This window comes from Streptomyces olivaceus (assembly GCF_000721235.1).
Taxonomy (GTDB): Bacteria; Actinomycetota; Actinomycetes; order Streptomycetales; family Streptomycetaceae; genus Streptomyces; species Streptomyces olivaceus.
Map to the genome: position 1 here is coordinate 55093 of NZ_JOFH01000017.1, position 20317 is coordinate 75409.

Genomic DNA, 20317 nt, shown 5'->3' on the forward strand with positions numbered 1-20317 from the left:
GCGGGCCCCGTCACCGCTCCAGCAGCATCCGCTGCAGCTCCCGCGCGGCCCGCGGCGGGGCCACGTCGCTGCGGTGGGCCAGCGCGATGGTGCGGTGCAGGCCGGGCCGGGCCAACGGGGTCACCCGCAGCCCGCGGCCCGAGCGGGCCGCCACCATCCGGGGGACGACCGCCATGCCCAGGCCCGCCCGGACGAAGCCCAGCACGGCGTCCATCTCCCCGCCCTCCACCGCGAAGTCCGGCTCGAACCCGGCCGAGCGGCACGCGGCCACCGTCAGCTCCCGCAGGTCGTAACCGTGCCGGAACATCACCAGGCGCTCGCCCTCCAGGTCCGCGACGCGTACGGCGCGGCGCCCGCCGCCCGGCCGGGGCGACTCCGGGGACGACACCACCACCAGGTCCTCACGCAGCAGCTCCACCGTGGTCAGCGACGGCGACGCGGTGGGCAGCGGCAGGACCACCAGGGCGAGGTCGAGCGCGCCGCGCGCCAGCTCCCGCACCAGATCGTGCGAGCCGCCCTCCTCGATCAGCAGCCGGATGCCGGGATAGCGGTCGTGGAAGGCGCGCAGCACGTCGGGCAGCAGGCCGGTGCACAGGCTCGGGGTGGCACCCAGCCGGACCCGGCCGCGCCGCAGCTGCACCAGTTCGAGGACCTCGTGCCGGGCGGTGTCGGCGTCGGCGAGGATGCGCCGGGCCAGCGGCAGCAGCGCCTCGCCGGCGTCGGTGAGCGCGATGTTGCCGCGCGCCCGCAGGAACAGATCCGCGCCCAGCTCCCGCTCCAGCGCCTTGATCTGCTGCGACAGCGACGGCTGCGCCACGTGGACCACCTCGGCGGCCCGGGTGAAGTGCCGGGTCTCGGCCACGGCCACGAAGTACTGGAGCTGCTGCAACTGCATGACGCAAGCATAGACAGCCGATAGCCTCAGCCTATGGAAACGAGGCGGACCATGTCTTGGACCGATGACCCTCCCGCCCCGTAGCGTCCTGTGACATGGCTCTGGCAACGCGGACGGACCGACGGCCGTCCATGGCGCGCACCGTGTGGGACTCGACCGTCGGCAAGAAGACAGTGATGGCGGTCAGCGGTCTCGTCATGCTCCTCTACCTGGTCGCCCACATGATCGGGAACCTGAAGATCTTCTTCGGGACCGAGGAGTTCAACCACTACGCCCACTGGCTGCGCACGGTCGGTGAGCCGTTCATGCACTACGAGTGGACGCTCTGGCTGATCCGCGTGGTGCTGGTCGTCGCCGTCGTCGCCCACGCCGTCTCCGCGTACCAGCTCAGCCGCCGCGACATCAGGGCGCGGCCCAGCAAGTACGTGCACAGGAAGAAGCGGGCCGACTACGCCACCCGCACCATGCGCTGGGGCGGCGTCATTCTCGGCCTGTTCATCGTCTGGCACATCCTCGACCTGACCACCGGCACCGTGCACCCCGGCGGCTTCGAGTCCGGCAAGCCCTACCAGAACGTCGTGGACACCTTCTCCACCTGGTACGGCAACGCCGTCTACATCGCCGCGGTGCTCGCCCTCGGCCTGCACATCCGGCACGGCTTCTGGAGCGCCGCCCAGACCCTCGGCGCGGGCAGCCGTACCCGTGACCGCGCCCTGAAGACGACCGCGAACGTCCTCGCGCTGCTGCTCACGATCGGCTTCGTCGCCGTGCCCGTGGGCGTCATGACCGGAGTGGTGAGCTGACATGACAACCTACGCCGACTACACGACCGGAGAGCCGGTCGCCGACACCAAGGCCCCCGCCGGACCCGTCAACGAGCGCTGGGACACGCGCCGTTTCGAGGCGAAGCTGGTCAACCCCGCCAACCGGCGCCGGAAGACCGTCATCGTCGTCGGCACCGGCCTCGCGGGCGGCGCCGCCGGCGCGACGCTGGCCGAACAGGGCTACCACGTCGTCCAGTTCTGCTACCAGGACTCCCCGCGCCGCGCCCACTCCATCGCCGCGCAGGGCGGCATCAACGCCGCGAAGAACTACCGCAACGACGGCGACTCGATCCACCGTCTCTTCTACGACACCGTCAAGGGCGGCGACTTCCGCTCCCGCGAGTCCAACGTGCACCGGCTCGCGCAGATCTCCGTCGAGATCATCGACCAGTGCGTGGCACAGGGCGTGCCCTTCGCCCGCGAGTACGGCGGCCTGCTCGACACCCGCTCCTTCGGCGGCGTCCAGGTCTCCCGCACCTTCTACGCCCGCGGCCAGACGGGGCAGCAACTGCTGCTCGGCGCCTACCAGGCACTCAGCCGCCAGATCGCGGCCGGCACCGTCGAGATGCACCCGCGCACCGAGATGCTCGACCTGGTCGTCGTGGACGGCCGGGCCCGCGGGATCGTCGCCCGGGACCTGATCACCGGGAAGATCGACACGTACTACGCGGACGCCGTGGTCCTGGCGAGCGGCGGCTACGGCAACGTCTTCTACCTCTCCACCAACGCCATGAACTCCAACGCGACCGCGATCTGGCGGGCGCACCGGCGCGGCGCGTACTTCGCCAACCCCTGCTTCACGCAGATCCACCCGACCTGCATCCCGCGCACCGGCGACCACCAGTCGAAGCTGACGCTGATGAGCGAGTCGCTGCGCAACGACGGCCGGATCTGGGTGCCGAAGGCCGCGGGCGACGACCGGCCCCCGAACAGGATCCCCGAGGACGAGCGCGACTACTACCTGGAGCGCGTCTACCCGTCCTTCGGCAACCTCGTCCCCCGCGACATCGCCTCCCGCGCCGCGAAGAACGTCTGCGACGAGGGCAGGGGAGTGGGCCCCGGCGGCCAGGGGGTCTACCTGGACTTCGCCGACGCCGTCGAGCGCATGGGCCGGGAGGCCGTCGAGGCCAAGTACGGCAACCTCTTCGACATGTACCAGCGGATCACCGACGAGGACCCGTACCGGGTGCCGATGCGCATCTACCCCGCGGTGCACTACACGATGGGCGGGCTGTGGGTCGACTACGACCTCCAGACCACGGTCCCCGGGCTGTTCGCCGTCGGCGAGGCGAACTTCTCCGACCACGGCGCCAACCGGCTCGGCGCCTCCGCGCTGATGCAGGGCCTGGCCGACGGCTACTTCGTGCTGCCGGCCACCATCAACGACTACCTGGCCCGCAACCCCCTGGACGACCAGGTCGACGACGGCCACCCCGAGGTGCAGGAGGTGCTGGCCGAGACCGAGGACCGGCTCAACCTGCTCCTGTCCGTCGACGGCGACCGCACCCCGGACTCCTTCCACCGCGAACTGGGCGAAGTCATGTGGGAGTTCTGCGGCATGGCCCGCACCGAGTCCGGCCTGCGCAAGGCCCTGGAACGCATCCCGCAGATCCGCGAGGAGTTCTGGCGGCGCATCAAGGTCCCGGGCACCGGAGAGGAGTTCAACCAGTCCCTGGAGAAGGCCAACCGCATCGTCGACTACCTGGAACTCGCCGAGCTGATGTGCCTCGACGCGCTGCACCGGGCCGAGTCCTGCGGCGGCCACTTCCGCGAGGAGTCGCAGACCCCGGACGGCGAGGCGGCGCGCAGGGACGACGAGTTCGGCTACGCCGCCGCCTGGGAGTTCACCGGCACCGGCGACGCCCCCACCCTGCACAAGGAAGACCTGGTCTTCGAGTACGTCCACCCCACCCAGCGGAGCTACGCATGAAGCTCACCCTGCGCGTCTGGCGGCAGCGCAACGCCGACGCCGAAGGCGCCATGTCCACGTACGAGGTGGACGGGATCTCGCAGGACATGTCGTTCCTGGAGATGCTCGACACCCTCAACGAGGAACTCATCCTCACGGGCGAGGACCCCGTCGCCTTCGACCACGACTGCCGCGAGGGCATCTGCGGCGCCTGCTCGCTGGTCATCAACGGCGACGCCCACGGCCCCGAGCGCACCACCACCTGCCAGCTGCACATGCGGTCCTTCCGGGACGGCGACACCATCGACATCGAGCCGTGGCGGGCGTCCGCCTTCCCGGTCGTGAAGGACCTGGTCGTCGACCGCTCGGCCTTCGACCGGATCATCCAGGCCGGCGGCTACATCACCGCGCCGACCGGTGCCGCGCCGGAGGCGCACGCCACGCCGGTGCCGAAGCCGGACGCCGACCTCGCCTTCGAGCACGCCGAGTGCATCGGCTGCGGCGCGTGCGTCGCCGCGTGCCCGAACGGGGCGGCGATGCTCTTCACCTCCGCGAAGGTGAACCACCTGAACGTCCTGCCGCAGGGCGCGCCCGAGCGGGAGACGCGGGTGCTCGACATGGTCGGGCAGATGGACGCGGAGGGCTTCGGCGGCTGCACGCTGGCCGGCGAGTGCGCCACGGCATGCCCCAAGGGCATCCCCCTGTTCTCCATCACCAGCATGAACAAGGAGTGGCTCCGCGCGACCCGCAGGGCGGCCAAGGGGTAGCGCCGGTCCGGCCATTCCCAGAACGTTCGCCGACAGGTGCGGACGGACGGGGCCGGGAGAGGTGCTCCTCCCGGCCCCGTTTCGCTGTGCGCGCCCGGCATTCAGGAAGCGCACATCCGCTTTCCCGGCAGTCGTCATGTGCAGTACAGCCGGCGTCGGAAGAACTGTGGCGGACCCGTCCCCGGCCCAGGAGAGCACCCATGACCGGCGTACTGACCGCTGACCGCCCCAAGAAGCCCGCCGCGCCCCGCCGCTACACGATCGCCCTCGCCCGTGACGAGGAGGACGTGCGGGCCGCCCAGCGGCTGCGGCACGACGTCTTCGCGGGGGAGATGGGCGCGCTGCTGGCGAGCCCGCACCCCGGACACGACGTCGACCCCTTCGACGCGTACTGCGACCACCTGCTCGTGCGGGAGGAGACCAGCGGGCAGGTCGTCGGAACCTACCGGCTGCTGCCGCCGGAGCGCGCGGCGGTCGCCGGGCGGCTGTACGCCGAGAACGAGTTCGACCTCGCGCCGCTGGACGCGATCCGGCCCGGGCTCGTCGAGGTCGGCCGCTCCTGCGTGCACCCCGACCACCGCGACGGCGCCGTCATCGGCCTCATCTGGGCCGGCATAGCCCGCTACATGACCGACCGTGGCCACGAGTGGCTGGCGGGCTGCTGCTCGCTGCCGCTCGCCGACGGCGGAGCCCTCGCCGCCGGTACCTGGGACCGGGTGCGGGCCAAGCACCTGGCGCCCGAGGGGTACCGGGTACGCCCGCTGCTGCCGTGGGTGCCGCGCCCGGCGGCGCCCGCCGCGCGCACCGAACTGCCGGCGCTGCTGCGCGGCTACCTGCGGCTCGGCGCCTGGGTCTGCGGCGAGCCCGCGCACGACGTGGACTTCGGCGTCGCCGACCTGTACGTGCTGCTGCCGATGAGCCGGGTCGACCCGCGCTACCTGCGGCACTTCCTCTCGCTCGTCCCGGCCTGATGAGCGCCTGGCTGCCCGTCGCGCCCTGCACCCCCGGGGCGTGCGTGGAGGCGTCCCGGCGCGCGGTGGCCGCGCCGCGTGCCGTGCTGCGGCTCACCGCGGTCGCCGCGCTGCTCCTCGCCGGGATCGTCGTCGTGTGCGCGCCGCCCGGCCTGCGGCGCAGGCTGCCCGCGGACCTGGTGCGGCGCTGGTGCCGGTGGGTCGTGCGCGCCTCGGGCGTCCGGGTCCGCGTCACGGGGGCCGCCGCGCCCGAGGGCGGACTGCTGCTCGTCGCCAACCACGTCTCCTGGCTCGACATCCCGCTGCTGGCCGCCGTACGGCCCGCCAGGATGCTGGCCAAGAGCGAGGTCCGGCGCTGGCCGGTGGCGGGGGCGCCCGCCGCCCGCGCCGGAGTGCTGTTCATCGAACGGGACCGGCTGCGGGCCCTGCCGGGCACGGTCGACGCGATCGCGGAAGCCCTGCGCGCGGGCGCCGCGGTGGCCGCCTTCCCCGAGGGCAGCACGTGGTGCGGACGCGCACGGGGGCCCTTCCGCCGGGCGGTGTTCCAGGCCGCGCTGGACGCCGGGGTGCCCGTCCAGCCGGTCCGGATCCGCTACCGGTCCGGGCGGCGGGAGGTGAGCACGACCCCCGCCTTCGTCGGCCTGGACACGCTGCTCGCCTCGGTGTGGCGGGTGGCGTCGGCACGGGGGCTGACGGCCGAGGTGGAGGTGTGCCCGGTCCTGCCGCCCGGCCGCTCCGGCGACCGCCGGCGCCTCGCCGAGATGGCCGAGCACGCGGTCCACGACGGAGCCCGAAGGGAGGGGGCTCACGGCCACCAGGGGAAAGCACCTTCGAAAAGTATGTGTGCTTTGTGAGGTTTGTTCCGTTTCCGGACCGCCGGATGCGGACAACCGGAGAGCAGGCACTCGAAAGGAGGGTGATGGCAGATGATCACCCGTGAGGAGATCGCCAACGTTCTGGACCAACCGGTCTATGACGGGGACGGCAACAAGATCGGCGACGCCAAGCATGTCTTCTTCGACGACATGACGGGGCGCCCCGAGTGGGTGAGCGTCAAGACCGGCATGCTCGGCTCCAGCGAGTCCTTCGTGCCCGTCCGCGACGCCGCACTGGTGCAGGACCACCTCGAGGTTCCCTACGGCAAGGACCAGGTCAAGGGCGCGCCCACTGTCGACGTCGACGCGGGCGGCCATCTGTCGGAGAGCGAGGAGCACCGGCTCTACGACTACTACGGCATCAACTTCGACAGCGTGCTGTCCGAGGCCGAGCGGACGGACGACGGCCGCTGGGCGGCGGGCCCGGGCACGGCGGGCGCCGCGGGCACGGTGGGCGCGGCCGGCCTGGCCGGCACGGGCCGGGCCGGTACGGGCCGGGCCGGTACGGACGGCGGCACGACCGGTCGGGAAGACGCCTGGGACCGGGCGGACATGACCGACGAGAGGGCCATGACCCGCTCCGAGGAGCAGATGCACCTCGGCGTGGAACGGCGCGAGTCCGGCCGCGCCCGGCTGCGCAAGTACGTGGTCACCGAGGAGGTCCAGCAGACCGTCCCGGTGACGCACGAGGAAGTGCGGGTGGTGCGCGAGCCCATCACGGACGCCAACCGCGACGAGGCCCTGGCCGGTCCCGAGATCAGCGAGGCCGAACACGAGGTCACGCTGCACGCGGAACGCCCGGTCGTGGAGACCGAGACCGTCCCGGTGGAGCGCGTCCGGATGACCATGGAGGAGCACACCGAGAACGAGACGGTGCGCGGCCAGGTCCGCAAGGAGCGGATCGAGGCCGAGACCGAGCTCATCGAGGAGGACGACATGCGGCGGGACCGCGAGTGACCGCACCCCTCCGCACCTGCGGGACCGGGCGCCGGTGAACGCCGTTCGCCGTCACCCGGTCCCGCCGTTCAGCGCCCGGGCCAGATGGGGCGCCGTGGCACTTCCCGTGGCGGCGGCCACCTCCGCAGGGGTGCCCGTCGCCACGATCCGGCCCCCGGCGTCGCCGCCGCCCGGTCCGAGGTCGATCACGTGGTCGGCGCCGGCCACCACGGCCATGTCGTGCTCGACCACGACCACCGTGTGACCGGCGTCGACCAGCCCGTGCAGCTGGCGCATGAGCACCTCGACGTCGGCCGGGTGCAGCCCGGTCGTGGGCTCGTCGAGCAGATAGAGGGTGTGCCCCCGCCGCCCCCGCTGCAGCTCGCTCGCCAGCTTGATGCGCTGCGCCTCGCCGCCCGACAGCTCCGTCGCGGGCTGCCCCAGCCGCAGATACCCCAGACCGACGTCCAGCAGCGCGGCCAGACTGCGGGCCACCGCCGGCGTGTCCGCGAAGAAGTCCGCCGCGCCCTCCACCGTCAGGTCGAGCACCTCGGCGATGTTCCGCCCCCGGTACGCCACTTCGAGCGTCGCCGGGTTGTAGCGCGCCCCGCCGCAGTCGGGGCACGGCGCATAGGTGCTCGGCAGGAACAGCAGCTCGACGCTGACGAAGCCCTCGCCCTGGCAGGTCTCGCAGCGCCCTCCCGGCACGTTGAAGGAGAACCGGCCCACGCCGTAACCCCGCTCGCGGGCCTGGCCGGTGGCCGCGAAGACCTTGCGCACGACGTCGAACAGGCCCGTGTACGTGGCCAGGTTGGAGCGCGGGGTGCGGCCGATCGGCCGCTGGTCGACGCAGACCAGGCGGTCCACTCCCGCCAGGTCCTGCGTGATCTCGCCGACCAGCGTCGACTTCCCGGATCCGGACACGCCCGTGACGGCCGTGAGCACGCCGAGCGGGAACCGCGCGGTCACCGAGCGCAGGTTGTGCCGTTCGACCGGACCGACCGTGACGCCTCCCTCCGGCGCGCGCACCTCGCGCACGGGTACGGGGGAGCGGTCGAAGAGGTGGCGGGCAGTGGCGGACTCCGCGACCCCGGCGAGCCCCTCGACCGGACCGCTGTAGAGCACCCGTCCGCCGTGCTCGCCCGCCCGCGGGCCGACGTCCACGATCCAGTCGGCACCGCGCATCACCCCGAGGTGGTGCTCCACCACGAACACCGAGTTGCCGGCCGCCTTCAGCCGCTCCAGCACCGTCAGCAGGGCCTCCGTGTCCGCCGGGTGCAGTCCCGCCGACGGTTCGTCCAGGACGTACACGACTCCGAAGAGGCCGGACCGCAGCTGCGTCGCCAGCCGCAGCCGCTGCAGCTCGCCCGCCGACAGGGTGGGCGTGGCGCGGTCCAGGCTCAGATAGCCGAGGCCCAGCTCCACGACGGGCGCGATCCGCGCGGTGAGGTCGCCGGTGAGCACCCTCGCCGTCTCGCTCCCGGTCGGCAGCAGCCCGGCGAGGTCGGTCAGCGGCAGCGCGGCCAGCTCGGCGATGCCGCGGCCGCCGACGGTCACCGCGAGCGCCTCCCGCCGCAGCCGCCCGCCGCCGCACACCGGACAGGGCGTACTGGTCAGGAAGCGCTCCGCCTTCGCCCGCAGGGCGGCGCTCTTCGAGTCGGCGAACGTCTTCAGCACGTACCGCCGGGCGCTCATGTACGTGCCCCGGTACGGCCGCTGGATCCGTCCCGCCTCCCGGACCGGGTCGACGGTGACCACCGGCTGCTCGTCCGTGAACAGGATCCACTCCCGCGCCCCGGCGGGCAGCTCGCGCCAGGGCCGGTCCACGTCGTACCCGAGCGCGTCCAGGACGTCCCGCAGGTTCTTGCCCTGCCAGGCGCCCGGCCAGGCGGCGATCGCGCCGTCCCGGATCGACAGCGACGGGTCCGGGACCAGCAGTTCCTCCGTCGTACGGTGCACACGGCCGAGCCCGTGGCACTCCGGGCACGCCCCGGCCGCCGTGTTCGGCGAGAAGGCGTCGGAGTCGAGCCGTGCCGCGCCCGGCGGGTAGTCCCCGGCCCGGGAGAAGAGCATCCGCAGGGAGTTGGAGAGGCTGGTGACCGTCCCCACCGACGAGCGGGACGTCGGCGTGGCCCGGCGCTGCTGGAGCGACACGGCGGGCGGCAGCCCGGTGATCCCGCCCACCTTCGGCGCGCCGACCTGGTGGATCAGCCGGCGCGCGTACGGCGCCACCGACTCGAAGTAGCGCCGCTGCGCCTCCGCGTACACGGTCCCGAAGGCCAGCGAGGACTTGCCGGAGCCGGACACCCCCGTGAACACGGCGAGCACGTCCCGGGGGATGTCCACGTCCACGCCCCTCAGGTTGTGCTCACGGGCGTCGCGCACCCGGACGTACGGGTCGTGGGGGCTGTGCATCGGGGAAGCTCCGTTCACGGACTCCGGCCGCGGCGGCGGCCGTGCGGGCGAGGGCGGCAGGGGCGGGCGGCCGGGACAGACCGAGGGACGGACGGCGGGGCGGTCGGTGGGGGCGGTCGGCGGGTGCGGACAAACTCCGCGATTCTACGCCCGGGCAGCGAGCGGTCCCGCGCCGACGACACGGGCGAGCCGCCGGTAGGAGTCGAGCAGCGCCGCGCGGTCGTACGTGCTGGTCGTGACGAGCACCTCCTGCGCGCCCGTCTCGCGCACGAGCGCCTCCAGCGCGTCGGCGACCTGCTCCTCGGTGCCGGCGATCTGCCCGGTGAGACCGGACTCGTACAGGTCGCGCTCCTTGGCGGTCATCGTCCGCGCCTCGACCTCGTCGGCCGGCGGCAGGGGAGGGAAGGCGCCGCGGGTGCGGGCCTCGGCCATCGACCAGGCCTCCGGCACCAGCAGCCGCCGGGCCGCCTCGGGGGTGCCGGCCACCGCGACCGTGCCGGAGACGACGACGTACGGCTCCCTGCTCCACCCGGAGGGGCGGAACGCGGCGCGGTAGCGGTCGATGCCGCGCCGCATGCGGTCGCGGTCGCGCAGGTCGCCGATGACCATCGGCAGACCGGCACGGGCGGCGACGGCCGCGCCCTCTCCCATGGCCAGCACGAACGGCGGGACGGTCAGCCCCTCCGCGGGCCGGGCGTGCACGCCCGTGGCGGAGGTGCCCCGGAACCAGCCGAGCAGCTCCGCGAGCTGGGCGTCGAAGTCGTCCGCGTCGTCCTTGTCCCGCCCCAGGGCCCTGCGCACGCCGTCGGTGAAGCCCACCGAGCGCCCGAGACCCATGTCGATCCGGCCCGGGAAGAGTGATTCGAGCACGCCGAACTGCTCGGCGACCACCAGCGGCCGGTGGTTCGGCAGCATGACGCCCCCGGTGCCCACGCGGATGCGGGCGGTGGCACCGGCCACGGCCGCCGCGAGCACGGTCGGCGCCGAGCCCGCCACTCCGGGCACGCCGTGGTGTTCCGCCACCCAGAACCGGTGGTAACCCAGCGCCTCCGCCTCCCGTGCCAGCTCCACGGTGTCGCGCAGCGCCTGGCCGGCGCTGCTGCCCGCCCGGACGCGGGAGCGGTCGAGAACGGAGAAACGGGTGGTGGCGGTCGCGGAGGTCACACCTGCTTCAACGCCCGCACGCCGCACAGATTCCCGGTCCCCGCGCCAGGTTCTAGGGTGGCCGGGTGAGTGACAGCAGCCGGCCCGCGGTGGCCGTGTTCGACCTGGACAACACCCTCGCCGATACGGCGCACCGGCAGCGGTTCCTGGAGCGCCGCCCGCGCGACTGGGACGCGTTCTTCGCCGCCGCGCCGCAGGACCCGCCGCTCGCCCGGGGAATCGGGCTGGTGCGCGCGAGCGCCGAGGAGTGCGAGATCGTCTATCTGACCGGGCGGCCCGAGCGCTGCCGCCGCGACACGCTGGACTGGCTCGCCGCGCACGGCCTCCCCGAGGGGCCGGTCCACATGCGGGGCGACGCCGACCGGCGGCCCGCCCGGCGCACCAAGCTGGAGATCCTGCGGCGGCTCGCCCGCACCCGAGAGGTACGCGTCCTCGTCGACGACGACGAGCTGGTCTGCGACGACGCAGAACGGGCCGGTTTCCGCGTCGTCCGGGCCCGCTGGGCGGACCGGTCGGCGGAGCTGCGCGCGGCGCAGGAGCGTGAGGGGCGCACCTGAGCGCCCGGTGACCGTGCCGGGCCGCCGGGTGCCAGGGCGGTGAGCCGTCAGTCCGACTCCTCCAGGCGGAAGCCGACCTTGAGGCCGACCTGCCAGTGGGCGACCTCGCCCTCCTCGATCTGGCCGCGCACCTGGGTCACCTCGAACCAGTCCACGTTGCGCAGGGTCCGACCTGCACGGGTGATGCCGTTGCGGACCGCCTGGTCGACGCCGTCGGGCGAGGTGCCGACGATCTCGGTGACCCGGTAGGTGTGGTTCGACATGCGGGTACTCCCTTCCACGGGCAAGTTGCGTGCCGTACATCCCTCATCTGCCGTACGTCCCTCCACCGTGCCCCACGTCGCGACGGACCGCGAGGCGCCGGGTTCCGGCGCGGCAACTCTCCGTCATCCCTTGACCTTCTCATTGGTACATACCAAAATCCCAGACACCCGTACGAGCTGTTCCGGGCTCGTCCCCCCCTGTCGGGTCTCCTTTCGTGTGCGCAGGACATCCATCCCTGTCCGCTCCGCCCCCTGTCCGTCCGTGAGACAGAAGGACCCTTCGTGAGACGTCGCCTCCTCGCCCTTGTCTGTGTGTCCGCCTCCCTGACCGGCGGCTGCGGCCTGATGCCGCAGGACGACGGCGGTGGCCGGAGCACCGTCACCGTGTGGCTGATGAAGGACAGCGCCTCGCAGGACTTCCTGCGCCGGTTCACCGAGGGCTTCGAGCGCGAGCACTCCGGCCTGGCCCTCGACATACAGATCCAGGAGTGGACCGGCATCGGCGAGAAGGTGCAGGCCGCGCTGAAGGCGGACGGCTCGGACGGGCCCGACGTCATCGAGGTCGGCAACACCCAGGTCCCGCAGTACGCGGAGGGCGGCCGGCTGCAGGACCTGACCCTGGAGTCGATGCGGGACTGGGGCATCCGCGACTGGCTGCCCGGCCTCGCCGATCCCGGGCAGTACCTGTCCCAGCAGTTCGGCATCCCCTGGTACGCGGCCAACCGCGTCGTCATCTACCGCAAGGACCTCTTCGAGCAGGCCGGCGTCGACGAGCCGCCCCGCACCCGCGAGGAGTGGCTGAGCGCGACCGAGAAGCTCGACGCCGACGGCAACCAGGGCATCTACCTCGCCGGCCAGGACTGGTACACGCTGTCCGGCTTCATCTGGGACGAGGGCGGCGAGCTGGCCACCCAGGCCGGCGACGGCGGCAGCTGGACGGGCGCCCTGGACTCCGCCGCGGCCCTGCGGGGCATGGACTTCTACCAGGAGCTGCAGGCGCTGGGCGACGGACCGGTCGACGCCGACGAGGAACACCCGCCCCAGGCCCAGGTGTTCGCGAAGGACGATGTCGCCCAGATCGTCGCGGTGCCCGGACTCGCCCAGTCCGTCGTCCGCGACAACCCCTCGCTCAAGGGCAGGCTGGGCTTCTTCCCGGTGCCCGGCAAGAAGGCCGGCAAGCCGGGCGCCGTCTTCACCGGCGGTTCCGACCTGGTCGTCCCGAAGAACGCCGACGAGCGGGAGGGCGCCCTGGCCGTGGTCGACGCGCTGGCCGGGGACAAGTGGAACACCGACCTCGCCCGCGCCATGAACTACGTGCCCAACAAGAAGTCCCTCGCCGGGGCCGTCTCGGGCGACGAGGGGTCCGCCGCCATGGCGGCCGGCGCCGCACAGGGCCGGGCGACCCCCGGCACCCCCCGGTGGGGCGCCGTCGAGGCGGACAACCCCATCAAGGAGTACATGACGAAGGTGCTCAACGGCGCGGACGCGAAGTCGGAGGCCCGCCGGGCCTCCGACCGCGTCACCGAACTCCTCGACCTCAACGCACGCTGATCCGCAGCGGGTTCAGCGCAGCACGCTCAGCGACAGCGCGAACCGGTCCGCGCCGTCCGTCCACCAGTGGGCCAGCTCCAGACCGGCAGCCGCCAGCTCGTCGCGCACGCCCTCCCGCCGGAACTTCGCGGACACCTCGGTACGCAACTCCTCCCCTTCCGCGAAGTCCACGGCCAGGTCGAGCGCCTGCACCTTGACCGTCTGCGCGGTGCGCGCCCGCAGCCGCATCTCGACCCACTCCCGCTCGGCGTTCCACAGTGCCACGTGCTCGAACGCCGCCGGCGCGAAGTCGGCCTCCAGCTCACGGTTGACCACGGACAGCACGTTCTTGTTGAACGCGGCCGTCACCCCGGCCGCGTCGTCGTACGCCCGGACCAGCACCTCCTCGTCCTTGACCAGGTCCGTGCCGAGCAGCAGCGCGTCGCCCGGGGCGAGCCGGGCGCGCACGCCGGACAGGAACGCGGCGCGCTCCTCCGGCAGCAGGTTGCCGACGGTGCCGCCGAGGAACGCCACCAGCCGGGGACCCGGCGTGTCGGGCAGCGTCAGTCCGCCGGTGAAGTCGGCGATCAGGGCGTGCACCGCCAGGCCGGGCCGCTCGGCCACGAGGGCCTGCCCGGCCTGGGTGAGGGCACTCTCGCTGACGTCGACCGGCACGTAGCCGCGCAGCCCGGTCAGCGCGTCGAGCAGGACCCGGGTCTTCTCCGACGAGCCCGAACCCAGCTCCACCAGGGTGCGCGCGCCGGTCGCCGCGGCGATGTCACCGGCCCGGTCGACGAGGATCTCCCGCTCGGCCCGGGTCGGGTAGTACTCGGGCAGCGCGGTGATCTCCTCGAACAGCTCGCTGCCCCGCGCGTCGTAGAACCACTTCGGCGGCAGCCACTTGGGCGTGCTCGTCAGCCCCGCCAGGACGTCGGCGCGCAGGGCGGCGTCCGTGGCGTCCTCGGGCAGCGTGCGGGTCAGTCGGAACTGGCTCACGTGCGGGGCTCCTTCTCGGCGGCGACAGCGTCTGCGGGGGCGGGCTCGCCCGGGTCCTTGAGCGGGGTGAGCAGCACGTCGGTGCGGGTGGCGGTGAGCAGGGTGCGGTCGGGCACCTGCTGCCAGCCGGGATCGTCGTCGTAGGGCTCCGAGGCGACGACGGTGCCCCCGGCACCGGGGCGGGTCAGGTACCACAGGGTGTCGCCCCAGGTGGTGGCGGTGACCGTGGTGCCGTTGCTGAGCAGCAGGTTGAGCCGGGAGGCCGGGGCCGCGCCGGCGACCTCGAGGACCGTCTCGGCGAGCGCCCGGCCCTCGTCGTCCCCGGCGCGCAGCCGGGACAGGACGAGCGCCCACACGAGCGCGGAGTCGTTGCGGGCCTCCAGCGACAGCAGCTCTTCGGGCGGCAGGGCCGCGGCCACCGGCGCCAGCGAACCGGGCCAGCCCCCGACGGCGCCGTTGTGGCTGAACAGCCAGGCCCCGGCGGCGAACGGGGCCGCCGCGGCCTCGGCGTCGGCACCCGCGAGGGTCGCGTCCCGTACGGCCGCGAGCAGGGCGCCGGCGCGCACCACCCGGGCCAGGTCGGCGAAGGACTGGTCGGCCCAGATGGGCCCGGCCCGGCGGTAGCGGGCCGGGACCGGGTCGCCCTCGGCGTACCAGCCGACGCCGAACCCGTCGGCGTTGACCGTGCCGTGGCGCTGGTGCCGGGGCGCCCAGGACTGGCGGTACAGGGCGTGCGGCGGGGCCACGAGGAGCCCGCCGAGCGGCTCGGCGGGGCCCACGTAGGCGAGGTGACGGCACATCAGCCGACCTCCGCCGACCGGGCGGTGCGGAAGCCGGAGAAGATCTGCCGCCGGATCGGGTAGTCCCAGTTGCGGAACGTGCCCCGGCAGGCCACCGCGTCGACGGCGAAGGAACCGCCGCGCAGCACCTTGTAGTCGGGCCCGAAGAACACCTCCGAGTACTCCCGGTACGGAAACGCCCTGAACCCCGGGTACGGGGCGAAGTCGCTCGACGTCCACTCCCAGACGTCGCCGATCAACTGCCGTACACCGAGCGGCGACTCGCCGGCCGGGTAGCTGCCGGCCGGTGCCGGGCGCAGGTGCCGCTGGCCGAGGTTGGCGTGCTCGGGGCCCGGGTCTGCGTCGCCCCACGGGTAGCGCCTGGTGCCGCCGGTGACCGGGTCGTACCGGGCGGCCTTCTCCCACTCGGCCTCGGTGGGCAGCCGGCGCCCGGCCCAGCGGGCGTACGCGTCTGCCTCGTACCAGCACACGTGCAGCACCGGCTCGTCGGCCGGCACCGTCTCCGTGACGCCGAAGCGGCGCCGCAGCCACTGCCCGCCGTCCCGGCGCCAGAACTGCGGTGCCGTGACGGAGTGCCGGCGGATGTGGTCCCAGCCGTCCGGGGTCCACCAGCGCGGGTCGTCGTAGCCGCCGTCGTCGATGAAGGCGCGGTACGCGCCGTTGGTCACCGGGACGGTGTCGATGAAGTACGGCGCCACCTCGCGCCGGTGCGCGGGCCGTTCGTTGTCCAGGGCCCACGGCTCGGTCCCGGTGCCCATCGTGAACGGGCCGCCGGGGACCAGGACCTCGGACGGCCCGGTGTACAGCGGTACCGGCTCCGGGTCGGGGGCGGTCAGGGCCTGCGGGCCCCTGCGGAGCTGGTGCGTGATCAGCATGGTCTCGTCGTGCTGCTGCTCGTGCTGGGCGATCATCCCGAAGGCGAAGCCCGCCTCGGTGAGCCGGGTGCCGTCGAACGCGGTGCGCTCCAGCACGTCGAGGGCCCGTCCGCGCACGTCCGCCGCGTACCGGCGGGCCTCGTCGGGCGCCAGCAGCGGCAGGCTCGGCCGCGCGGAACGCGGGTGCTCGAAGGCGTCGTACAGGCTGTCGATCTCCGGGCGTATCGCCTCCTGCCCGCCCACCGCGCGCAGCAGCCACTGCTCCTCCTGGTTGCCGATGTGCGCCAGGTCCCAGACCAGCGGGGACATCAGCGGCGACACCTGGCCGGTGAGGTCGGGGCCCTCCACACAGCTGGTCAGCAGCGTCGTGCGGTCCCGCGCGGTGAGCAGCGTGGCCAGCGCGCGCTCCCGCAGGGCGTCCGCGGTGGCGGTGGCGGTGGCGGTCGGGGTCTCCTCGGTGTCCTCAGTGTCTCGGGTGCGGTCGGTGCGGTCTGTCATGAGTGGGTTTCCCTCCCGTGCGGGCCGCGGCCGGCGCCGCCCGGTCCGTCCAGCAGATCGTCGGCGGGGCAGCGGCCCCGCAGGACGTAACGCTCCAGGTACCCGGCGACGGCACCGGTCACCTCGGCCGTCGCACCGAGCCGGGGCAGCGCGTCCAGCGCCGCCGTGAAGCAGGTGACGGCCGCCTCGCGCAACTCGGGGTCGGTGAGGGCGTCCCGGGCCGCGGCCTCGTAGAGCGGATTGTGGGGTCCTGGCCGGCCCAGCGTCCGCTCGGCCAGCGGCTTCACGGCCCGGTAGGCCGTCTCGGCGGCCTCCGGGTCGTCGAACAGGGCCGCGGTCACCGCCAGCGGCACGATCCAGCCGTCGTCCCCGGGCTGCGCGTCGATCATGCGCAGCTCCAGGTGCCCGCGCGGCCGCACGGGCGGGAAGAGCGTGGTGAGGTGGTAGTCGAGGTCCTCCCCGGTCGGCGGCCTCGGCACCTGGTTCCGGGTCCACTCGCGCAGGGTCAGGCCCTCGGGCACGTCCCAGGGCCCGCCGTCACGGCGTACGCACATCACCTCGGCGTCCAGGACGTGCCGCGTCCAGGCGCCGCGCGGGTCGGAGTCGAGGGGCGGGCCGCCCGCCCGGCCGGGGCCGATCTGCGTCCACCGCAGCTGCCGGGTCGACCGCCAGCCGGTGGGCCGGCCGCCGGCCAAGGGCGAGTTGGCGAACGCGGCCACCAGGACGGCGCCCAGCTGGTGGGCCAGCCACCAGCGGCGCACATGACCGAGCGGGCCGGGCTCCTCGTGGCCGGCGTCCACGCACACCTGCACGGAGGCGGACGTGCACATCATGAAGCGGCCACCGGGGCCGGTACGGTCGAGACAGGCCTCCATGGCGTCGTAGCGGGGCTGCCGGAGATAGCGGCGCGGCTCCTGCCAGGGGTCGTGACCGAGGCCGACCAGGGCGAGACCGTCCTCGCGCAGTACCGCGCGGACGGCGTCGAGATCGGCGGAGACGGTACGGACGCACTCCATGAGGGAGGCGGCGGGGAGCGAACTCAGCTCCAGCTGACCACCGGGTTCGACGGTCAGCGCCGACTTGAGCGGGACGGCCCGCAGGGCGGTGTAGAGCGCCCGGAGCCGTTCGGGTGACACGGGGAGCCGCGGCGCGCGCAGCTCGTGGACGAGCCATTCCACTTCGACGCCGAGGAGCGCGGGCGGACCGGTCTTGAAGCATATGCCGTGGACCAGCGCCTCGACCTCGGCCTCACTGACCGCGGTCCGCGGCCGGATACAGCCGTCAACCGAATCTGACATGTCTGGATCCTCCTGAGATTCCACACCATGTCGCCGACCCGTGTACGGGGTGGATCAGGGCCGGCACACCGTCCCACCCAAGACCCTCGGGCCGCTCGGCACAAGGACGCGCAGCGGGACGTTCCGGCTCGGTAATGTCCGTGAACCAGCCGTTCGCAGGGGCTTCTCCCGGCGTCTGCCGACAGCAAAACCCCGTTGCGACGCGTCACCAGCATCACCCAGGATTGCCGTATGAGCACGACGGGGGAGACCGCGGGGCACGCGGTCACGGCGTCCACGGGGGTGTCGCCGTGAGCGCGCGCCTGCGGGGCATCGCACAGCAGACGGAGCAGATCGTGGCGGCGGGGAGCTACCGCGCGCCCGACGGCCGCGAGGTGCCGGTCGGCGCGGCGGTCGAACGGGCGCGCGAGGGCACGCGGATGCGCGGGCCCGAGTCCTTGGCGCCCGGCCCGTACGCGGCGGTGCGGACGGTCTTCGAGGTCACCGGCGAGAGCAGCCTGGAAGCCGCCCGCCGGCTCGGCGGCGAGGTCGCCGTGCTCAACTTCGCCTCCGCCCGCAACCCGGGCGGCGGCTACCTGAACGGCGCACAGGCCCAGGAAGAGGCCCTGTGCCGGGCCTCGGCCCTCTACACCTGCCTGCTGCGGGCCCGCGAGTTCTACGACCACCACCGCGCCCACCGCGACCCGTTCTACACGGACCGCGTCATCCACTCGCCCGGCGTGCCCGTCTTCCGCGACGACCGCGGCAGCCTCCTCGACGAGCCGTACACGGCCGGTTTCCTCACGTCCGCCGCGCCGAACGCGGGCGTCGTGCTGCGCACGGCACCGCAGCGCGCCTCCGCCCTGCCCGCCGCGCTGACCGCCCGCGCCGAGCGGGTCCTCGAGACGGCCGCCGCCCACGGATACCGGCGGCTGGTGCTCGGCGCCTGGGGCTGCGGAGTGTTCCGCAACGACCCCGCGCAGGTCGCCGGGGCCTTCCGGACGCTGCTCGGGCCCGGCGGCCGGTTCGCCGGGGCCTTCGAGCGGGTGGCCTTCGGCATCCTCGACCGCACGCCCCGCGGCACCGTCCGGGAGGCGTTCGCCCGCGCCTTCCCAGGGCCGGCTGAAGGGGCCGGGACGGCACCGGCCCCGTCAGCCGCCGGCGCCGGTCAGGTCCAGCCGTAGCGCTCGCGCAGCCGCTGCCGTACGAGGTTGAACCGCATCCGGTCCAGGGCACACGCCTCGCGGCGCATACCGGCGTCGTGCAGCCGCAGCACCCGGTCCACGTCGACCCACGAGTCGCGCCCGGAGCGGTCCCAGGGCCCGTTCCCGATCGGCACCCAGTCCCGGTTCCCGTCGTGGCGCTTGCTGGACAGCTGTACGGCCAGCACGGTGCCGCCCGCCTCGCGGGCGACCACCAGCACGGGCCGGTCCTTGCCCCTGCCGTCCGCCTCCTCGTAGGGGACCCACGTCCACACGATCTCGCCCGGGTCGGGGTCCCCGTCGTGCGCGGGGGAGTACTCGGTACGCACCCGGCCCACGTCCTTCGGGTCGGCCTCCGTGGTGGCGGTGGGACCGTAACGGCCGGGGACGGCGTCACCGGTGCTGTCGATGTCGTCGGTAAAGGCGCTCACGGGCCGTACCGTACGGGACGGCCCCGCACGCGCGTCCGGCAGCCTGCGCCGGAGCGTCCCCGCACGTCGCACGGCGGGCGAGCGTCCCGTGCCGGGGCGGCGCCGTGCCCGATCGGATGGCAGGCTGATCACCGGGCCCCGCTCGCGGCGGGGCGCGGCCACCGTCCGCACGAGTCAGAAGGCGACGTCATGACCGACCAGCTCATCGTCAGCGTCCTGGGCACCGGCATCATGGGTGCCGCGATGGCCCGCAACCTCGCCCGCGCCGGACTCGACGTCCGGGTCTGGAACCGCAGCCGGGACAAGGCCGAGCCGCTGGCCGCCGACGGCGCACGGGTCGCCGCGGACCCGGCAGAGGCCGTACGGGACGCGGACGTGGTCCTCACCATGCTGTACGACGGACCGGCCGCCCTCGACGTCATGCGCCGCGCCGTACCCGGCCTGCGCCCCGGCACGGTGTGGGCGCAGGCCACCACCGCGGGCGTCGACGCGGTCGCCGACCTGGCCGCCTTCGCCGACGAGCACGGCCTCGTCTTCCTCGACGCGCCCGTCCTGGGCACCCGGCAGCCGGCCGAGGCGGGCCGACTGCTCGTGCTCGCCGCGGGCCCCGCCGCCGTCCGGGACCGGGTGGCGCCCGTGTTCGACGCCGTCGGCTCGCGCACGGTGTGGACCGGCGAGGACGGGGCGGCCGGCAGCGCGACCCGGCTGAAGCTGGTCGCCAACAGCTGGGTCCTCGCCGTCACCAACGCGGGAGGCGAGACCCTCGCGCTCGCCAAGGCCCTGGGCGTGGACCCGGACGCCTTCTTCGACGCCATCGCCGACGGGCCGCTCGACATGGGCTATCTGCGCACCAAGGCGTCCCTGATCCGTGACGGCGCGCTGACGCCCGCCCAGTTCGCCGTCACCACCGCCGAAAAGGACGCCCGGCTGATCGTCGAGGCGGGCGAGGCCAACGGCGTACGCCTGGACGCGGCCGCCGCCGGCGCGGAACGCCTGGCGCGGGCCGCCGCCCAGGGGCACGGCGACGAGGACATGGCGGCTGCGTACTTCGCCAGTTTCGAGGAGAAGCGGCAGGAGAAGCAGGAGAAGCAGGAGAAGCAGGAGAGGCAGGAGGAAGAGCAGTCGGACTGAC

At 73.6% G+C, this 20317-nt stretch carries 19 protein-coding genes; 10 read left to right on the forward strand and 9 right to left on the reverse strand.

Going from position 1 to position 20317, the window contains the following annotated elements:
- Positions 1–10 precede the first annotated feature (10 nt).
- Positions 11–895, reverse strand: a complete 885-nt coding sequence (locus IG94_RS0120010; RefSeq protein ID WP_031038478.1) for a LysR family transcriptional regulator — start codon at positions 893–895, stop codon at positions 11–13.
- Between the two features lie 131 nt (positions 896–1026).
- Between IG94_RS0120010 and IG94_RS0120015 the strand changes: the two genes are divergently transcribed.
- The 6 genes from IG94_RS0120015 (at position 1027) to IG94_RS0120040 (ending at position 7198) form a co-directional block, all read left to right on the forward strand.
- The gene (locus IG94_RS0120015; RefSeq protein ID WP_031038480.1) at positions 1027–1698 is read left to right on the forward strand and encodes a succinate dehydrogenase; all 672 of its coding nucleotides are present in this window, start codon (positions 1027–1029) and stop codon (positions 1696–1698) included.
- Between the two features lies 1 nt (position 1699).
- Positions 1700–3649 (forward strand): fumarate reductase/succinate dehydrogenase flavoprotein subunit, encoded by a 1950-nt coding sequence (locus tag IG94_RS0120020; protein ID WP_031038483.1) that lies wholly within the window; start codon positions 1700–1702, stop codon positions 3647–3649.
- Positions 3646–4395 (forward strand): succinate dehydrogenase/fumarate reductase iron-sulfur subunit, encoded by a 750-nt coding sequence (locus tag IG94_RS0120025; RefSeq protein ID WP_031038486.1) that lies wholly within the window; start codon positions 3646–3648, stop codon positions 4393–4395. The genes IG94_RS0120020 and IG94_RS0120025 overlap by 4 nt, the downstream gene beginning before the upstream one ends.
- A gap of 200 nt (positions 4396–4595) precedes the next feature.
- Entirely contained in the window at positions 4596–5366 is a 771-nt protein-coding gene (locus tag IG94_RS0120030; RefSeq protein WP_031038489.1) for a GNAT family N-acetyltransferase, read from the forward strand.
- The gene (locus IG94_RS0120035) at positions 5366–6220 is read left to right on the forward strand and encodes a lysophospholipid acyltransferase family protein (protein ID WP_031038492.1); all 855 of its coding nucleotides are present in this window, start codon (positions 5366–5368) and stop codon (positions 6218–6220) included. Before IG94_RS0120030 ends, IG94_RS0120035 begins: the two co-directional genes overlap by 1 nt.
- Before the next feature lie 72 nt (positions 6221–6292).
- Positions 6293–7198: a DUF2382 domain-containing protein gene (locus IG94_RS0120040; RefSeq protein ID WP_031038495.1), complete on the forward strand. Its 906-nt coding sequence runs from the start codon at positions 6293–6295 to the stop codon at positions 7196–7198.
- Positions 7199–7249: 51 nt separating this feature from the next.
- On the opposite strand, the gene IG94_RS0120045 is transcribed toward IG94_RS0120040, so the two are convergent.
- Together IG94_RS0120045 and IG94_RS0120050 are read right to left on the reverse strand one after the other, a co-directional pair.
- Complete coding sequence (locus IG94_RS0120045) at positions 7250–9592, reverse strand: ATP-binding cassette domain-containing protein (RefSeq protein ID WP_031038497.1); 2343 nt, start codon at positions 9590–9592, stop codon at positions 7250–7252.
- Between the two features lie 144 nt (positions 9593–9736).
- Positions 9737–10756, reverse strand: a complete 1020-nt coding sequence (locus IG94_RS0120050) for an LLM class flavin-dependent oxidoreductase (protein WP_031038500.1) — start codon at positions 10754–10756, stop codon at positions 9737–9739.
- 65 nt (positions 10757–10821) lie between these two features.
- Here IG94_RS0120050 and IG94_RS0120055 point away from each other — a divergent pair, with 65 nt between their 5' ends.
- Positions 10822–11313 carry a phosphatase domain-containing protein gene (locus tag IG94_RS0120055; RefSeq protein WP_031038504.1) on the forward strand — a complete coding sequence of 164 codons (492 nt, stop codon included), beginning with the start codon at positions 10822–10824 and terminating at the stop codon, positions 11311–11313.
- Positions 11314–11360: 47 nt separating this feature from the next.
- Here the strand turns inward: IG94_RS0120055 and IG94_RS0120060 are convergent, their stop codons facing one another.
- Positions 11361–11576 (reverse strand): dodecin, encoded by a 216-nt coding sequence (locus tag IG94_RS0120060; RefSeq protein ID WP_031038507.1) that lies wholly within the window; start codon positions 11574–11576, stop codon positions 11361–11363.
- 282 nt (positions 11577–11858) lie between these two features.
- Here IG94_RS0120060 and IG94_RS0120065 point away from each other — a divergent pair, with 282 nt between their 5' ends.
- The gene (locus IG94_RS0120065) at positions 11859–13127 is read left to right on the forward strand and encodes an extracellular solute-binding protein (protein ID WP_031038511.1); all 1269 of its coding nucleotides are present in this window, start codon (positions 11859–11861) and stop codon (positions 13125–13127) included.
- Between the two features lie 12 nt (positions 13128–13139).
- Here the strand turns inward: IG94_RS0120065 and egtD are convergent, their stop codons facing one another.
- From egtD to egtA, 4 genes are read right to left on the reverse strand one after another with little or no spacing between them, the layout of a single operon-like run.
- Positions 13140–14102 (reverse strand): L-histidine N(alpha)-methyltransferase, encoded by a 963-nt coding sequence (egtD, locus tag IG94_RS0120070; RefSeq protein ID WP_031038515.1) that lies wholly within the window; start codon positions 14100–14102, stop codon positions 13140–13142.
- Positions 14099–14902, reverse strand: a complete 804-nt coding sequence (egtC, locus tag IG94_RS0120075) for an ergothioneine biosynthesis protein EgtC (RefSeq protein ID WP_031038518.1) — start codon at positions 14900–14902, stop codon at positions 14099–14101. The genes egtD and egtC overlap by 4 nt, the downstream gene beginning before the upstream one ends.
- Positions 14902–16275: an ergothioneine biosynthesis protein EgtB gene (gene egtB / locus IG94_RS0120080; protein WP_031038521.1), complete on the reverse strand. Its 1374-nt coding sequence runs from the start codon at positions 16273–16275 to the stop codon at positions 14902–14904. Before egtB ends, egtC begins: the two co-directional genes overlap by 1 nt.
- Positions 16272–17573 carry an ergothioneine biosynthesis glutamate--cysteine ligase EgtA gene (egtA, locus tag IG94_RS0120085; protein ID WP_031038525.1) on the reverse strand — a complete coding sequence of 434 codons (1302 nt, stop codon included), beginning with the start codon at positions 17571–17573 and terminating at the stop codon, positions 16272–16274. The genes egtB and egtA overlap by 4 nt, the downstream gene beginning before the upstream one ends.
- 290 nt (positions 17574–17863) lie before the next feature.
- On the opposite strand from egtA, the gene IG94_RS0120090 reads away from it, so the two are divergent.
- Complete coding sequence (locus IG94_RS0120090) at positions 17864–18736, forward strand: TIGR02452 family protein (protein ID WP_052410769.1); 873 nt, start codon at positions 17864–17866, stop codon at positions 18734–18736.
- Here the strand turns inward: IG94_RS0120090 and IG94_RS0120095 are convergent.
- A complete protein-coding gene (locus tag IG94_RS0120095; protein ID WP_031038532.1) occupies positions 18721–19185 on the reverse strand; it encodes a type II toxin-antitoxin system PemK/MazF family toxin in 465 nt (154 codons plus the stop codon). The genes IG94_RS0120090 and IG94_RS0120095 overlap by 16 nt on opposite strands.
- Positions 19186–19374: 189 nt before the next feature.
- On the opposite strand from IG94_RS0120095, the gene IG94_RS0120100 reads away from it, so the two are divergent.
- Positions 19375–20316, forward strand: coding sequence for an NAD(P)-dependent oxidoreductase (locus IG94_RS0120100; RefSeq protein WP_052410770.1), 942 nt, complete (start codon positions 19375–19377; stop codon positions 20314–20316).
- Position 20317: the final 1 nt, after the last annotated feature.

Excerpts from the sequence above, each read along its gene's own strand:
- IG94_RS0120010 (WP_031038478.1), bottom strand. The coding sequence starts at position 895 with ATGCAGTTGCAGCAGCTCCAGTACTTCGTGGCCGTGGCCGAGACCCGG.
- IG94_RS0120015 (WP_031038480.1), top strand. The coding sequence starts at position 1,027 with ATGGCGCGCACCGTGTGGGACTCGACCGTCGGCAAGAAGACAGTGATG.
- IG94_RS0120020 (WP_031038483.1), top strand. The coding sequence starts at position 1,700 with ATGACAACCTACGCCGACTACACGACCGGAGAGCCGGTCGCCGACACC.
- IG94_RS0120025 (WP_031038486.1), top strand. The coding sequence starts at position 3,646 with ATGAAGCTCACCCTGCGCGTCTGGCGGCAGCGCAACGCCGACGCCGAA.
- IG94_RS0120030 (WP_031038489.1), top strand. The coding sequence starts at position 4,596 with ATGACCGGCGTACTGACCGCTGACCGCCCCAAGAAGCCCGCCGCGCCC.
- IG94_RS0120035 (WP_031038492.1), top strand. The coding sequence starts at position 5,366 with ATGAGCGCCTGGCTGCCCGTCGCGCCCTGCACCCCCGGGGCGTGCGTG.
- IG94_RS0120040 (WP_031038495.1), top strand. The coding sequence starts at position 6,293 with ATGATCACCCGTGAGGAGATCGCCAACGTTCTGGACCAACCGGTCTAT.
- IG94_RS0120045 (WP_031038497.1), bottom strand. The coding sequence starts at position 9,592 with ATGCACAGCCCCCACGACCCGTACGTCCGGGTGCGCGACGCCCGTGAG.
- IG94_RS0120060 (WP_031038507.1), bottom strand. The coding sequence starts at position 11,576 with ATGTCGAACCACACCTACCGGGTCACCGAGATCGTCGGCACCTCGCCC.
- egtC (WP_031038518.1), bottom strand. The coding sequence starts at position 14,902 with ATGTGCCGTCACCTCGCCTACGTGGGCCCCGCCGAGCCGCTCGGCGGG.
- egtB (WP_031038521.1), bottom strand. The coding sequence starts at position 16,275 with ATGACAGACCGCACCGACCGCACCCGAGACACTGAGGACACCGAGGAG.
- egtA (WP_031038525.1), bottom strand. The coding sequence starts at position 17,573 with ATGTCAGATTCGGTTGACGGCTGTATCCGGCCGCGGACCGCGGTCAGT.
- IG94_RS0120100 (WP_052410770.1), top strand. The coding sequence starts at position 19,375 with ATGACCGACCAGCTCATCGTCAGCGTCCTGGGCACCGGCATCATGGGT.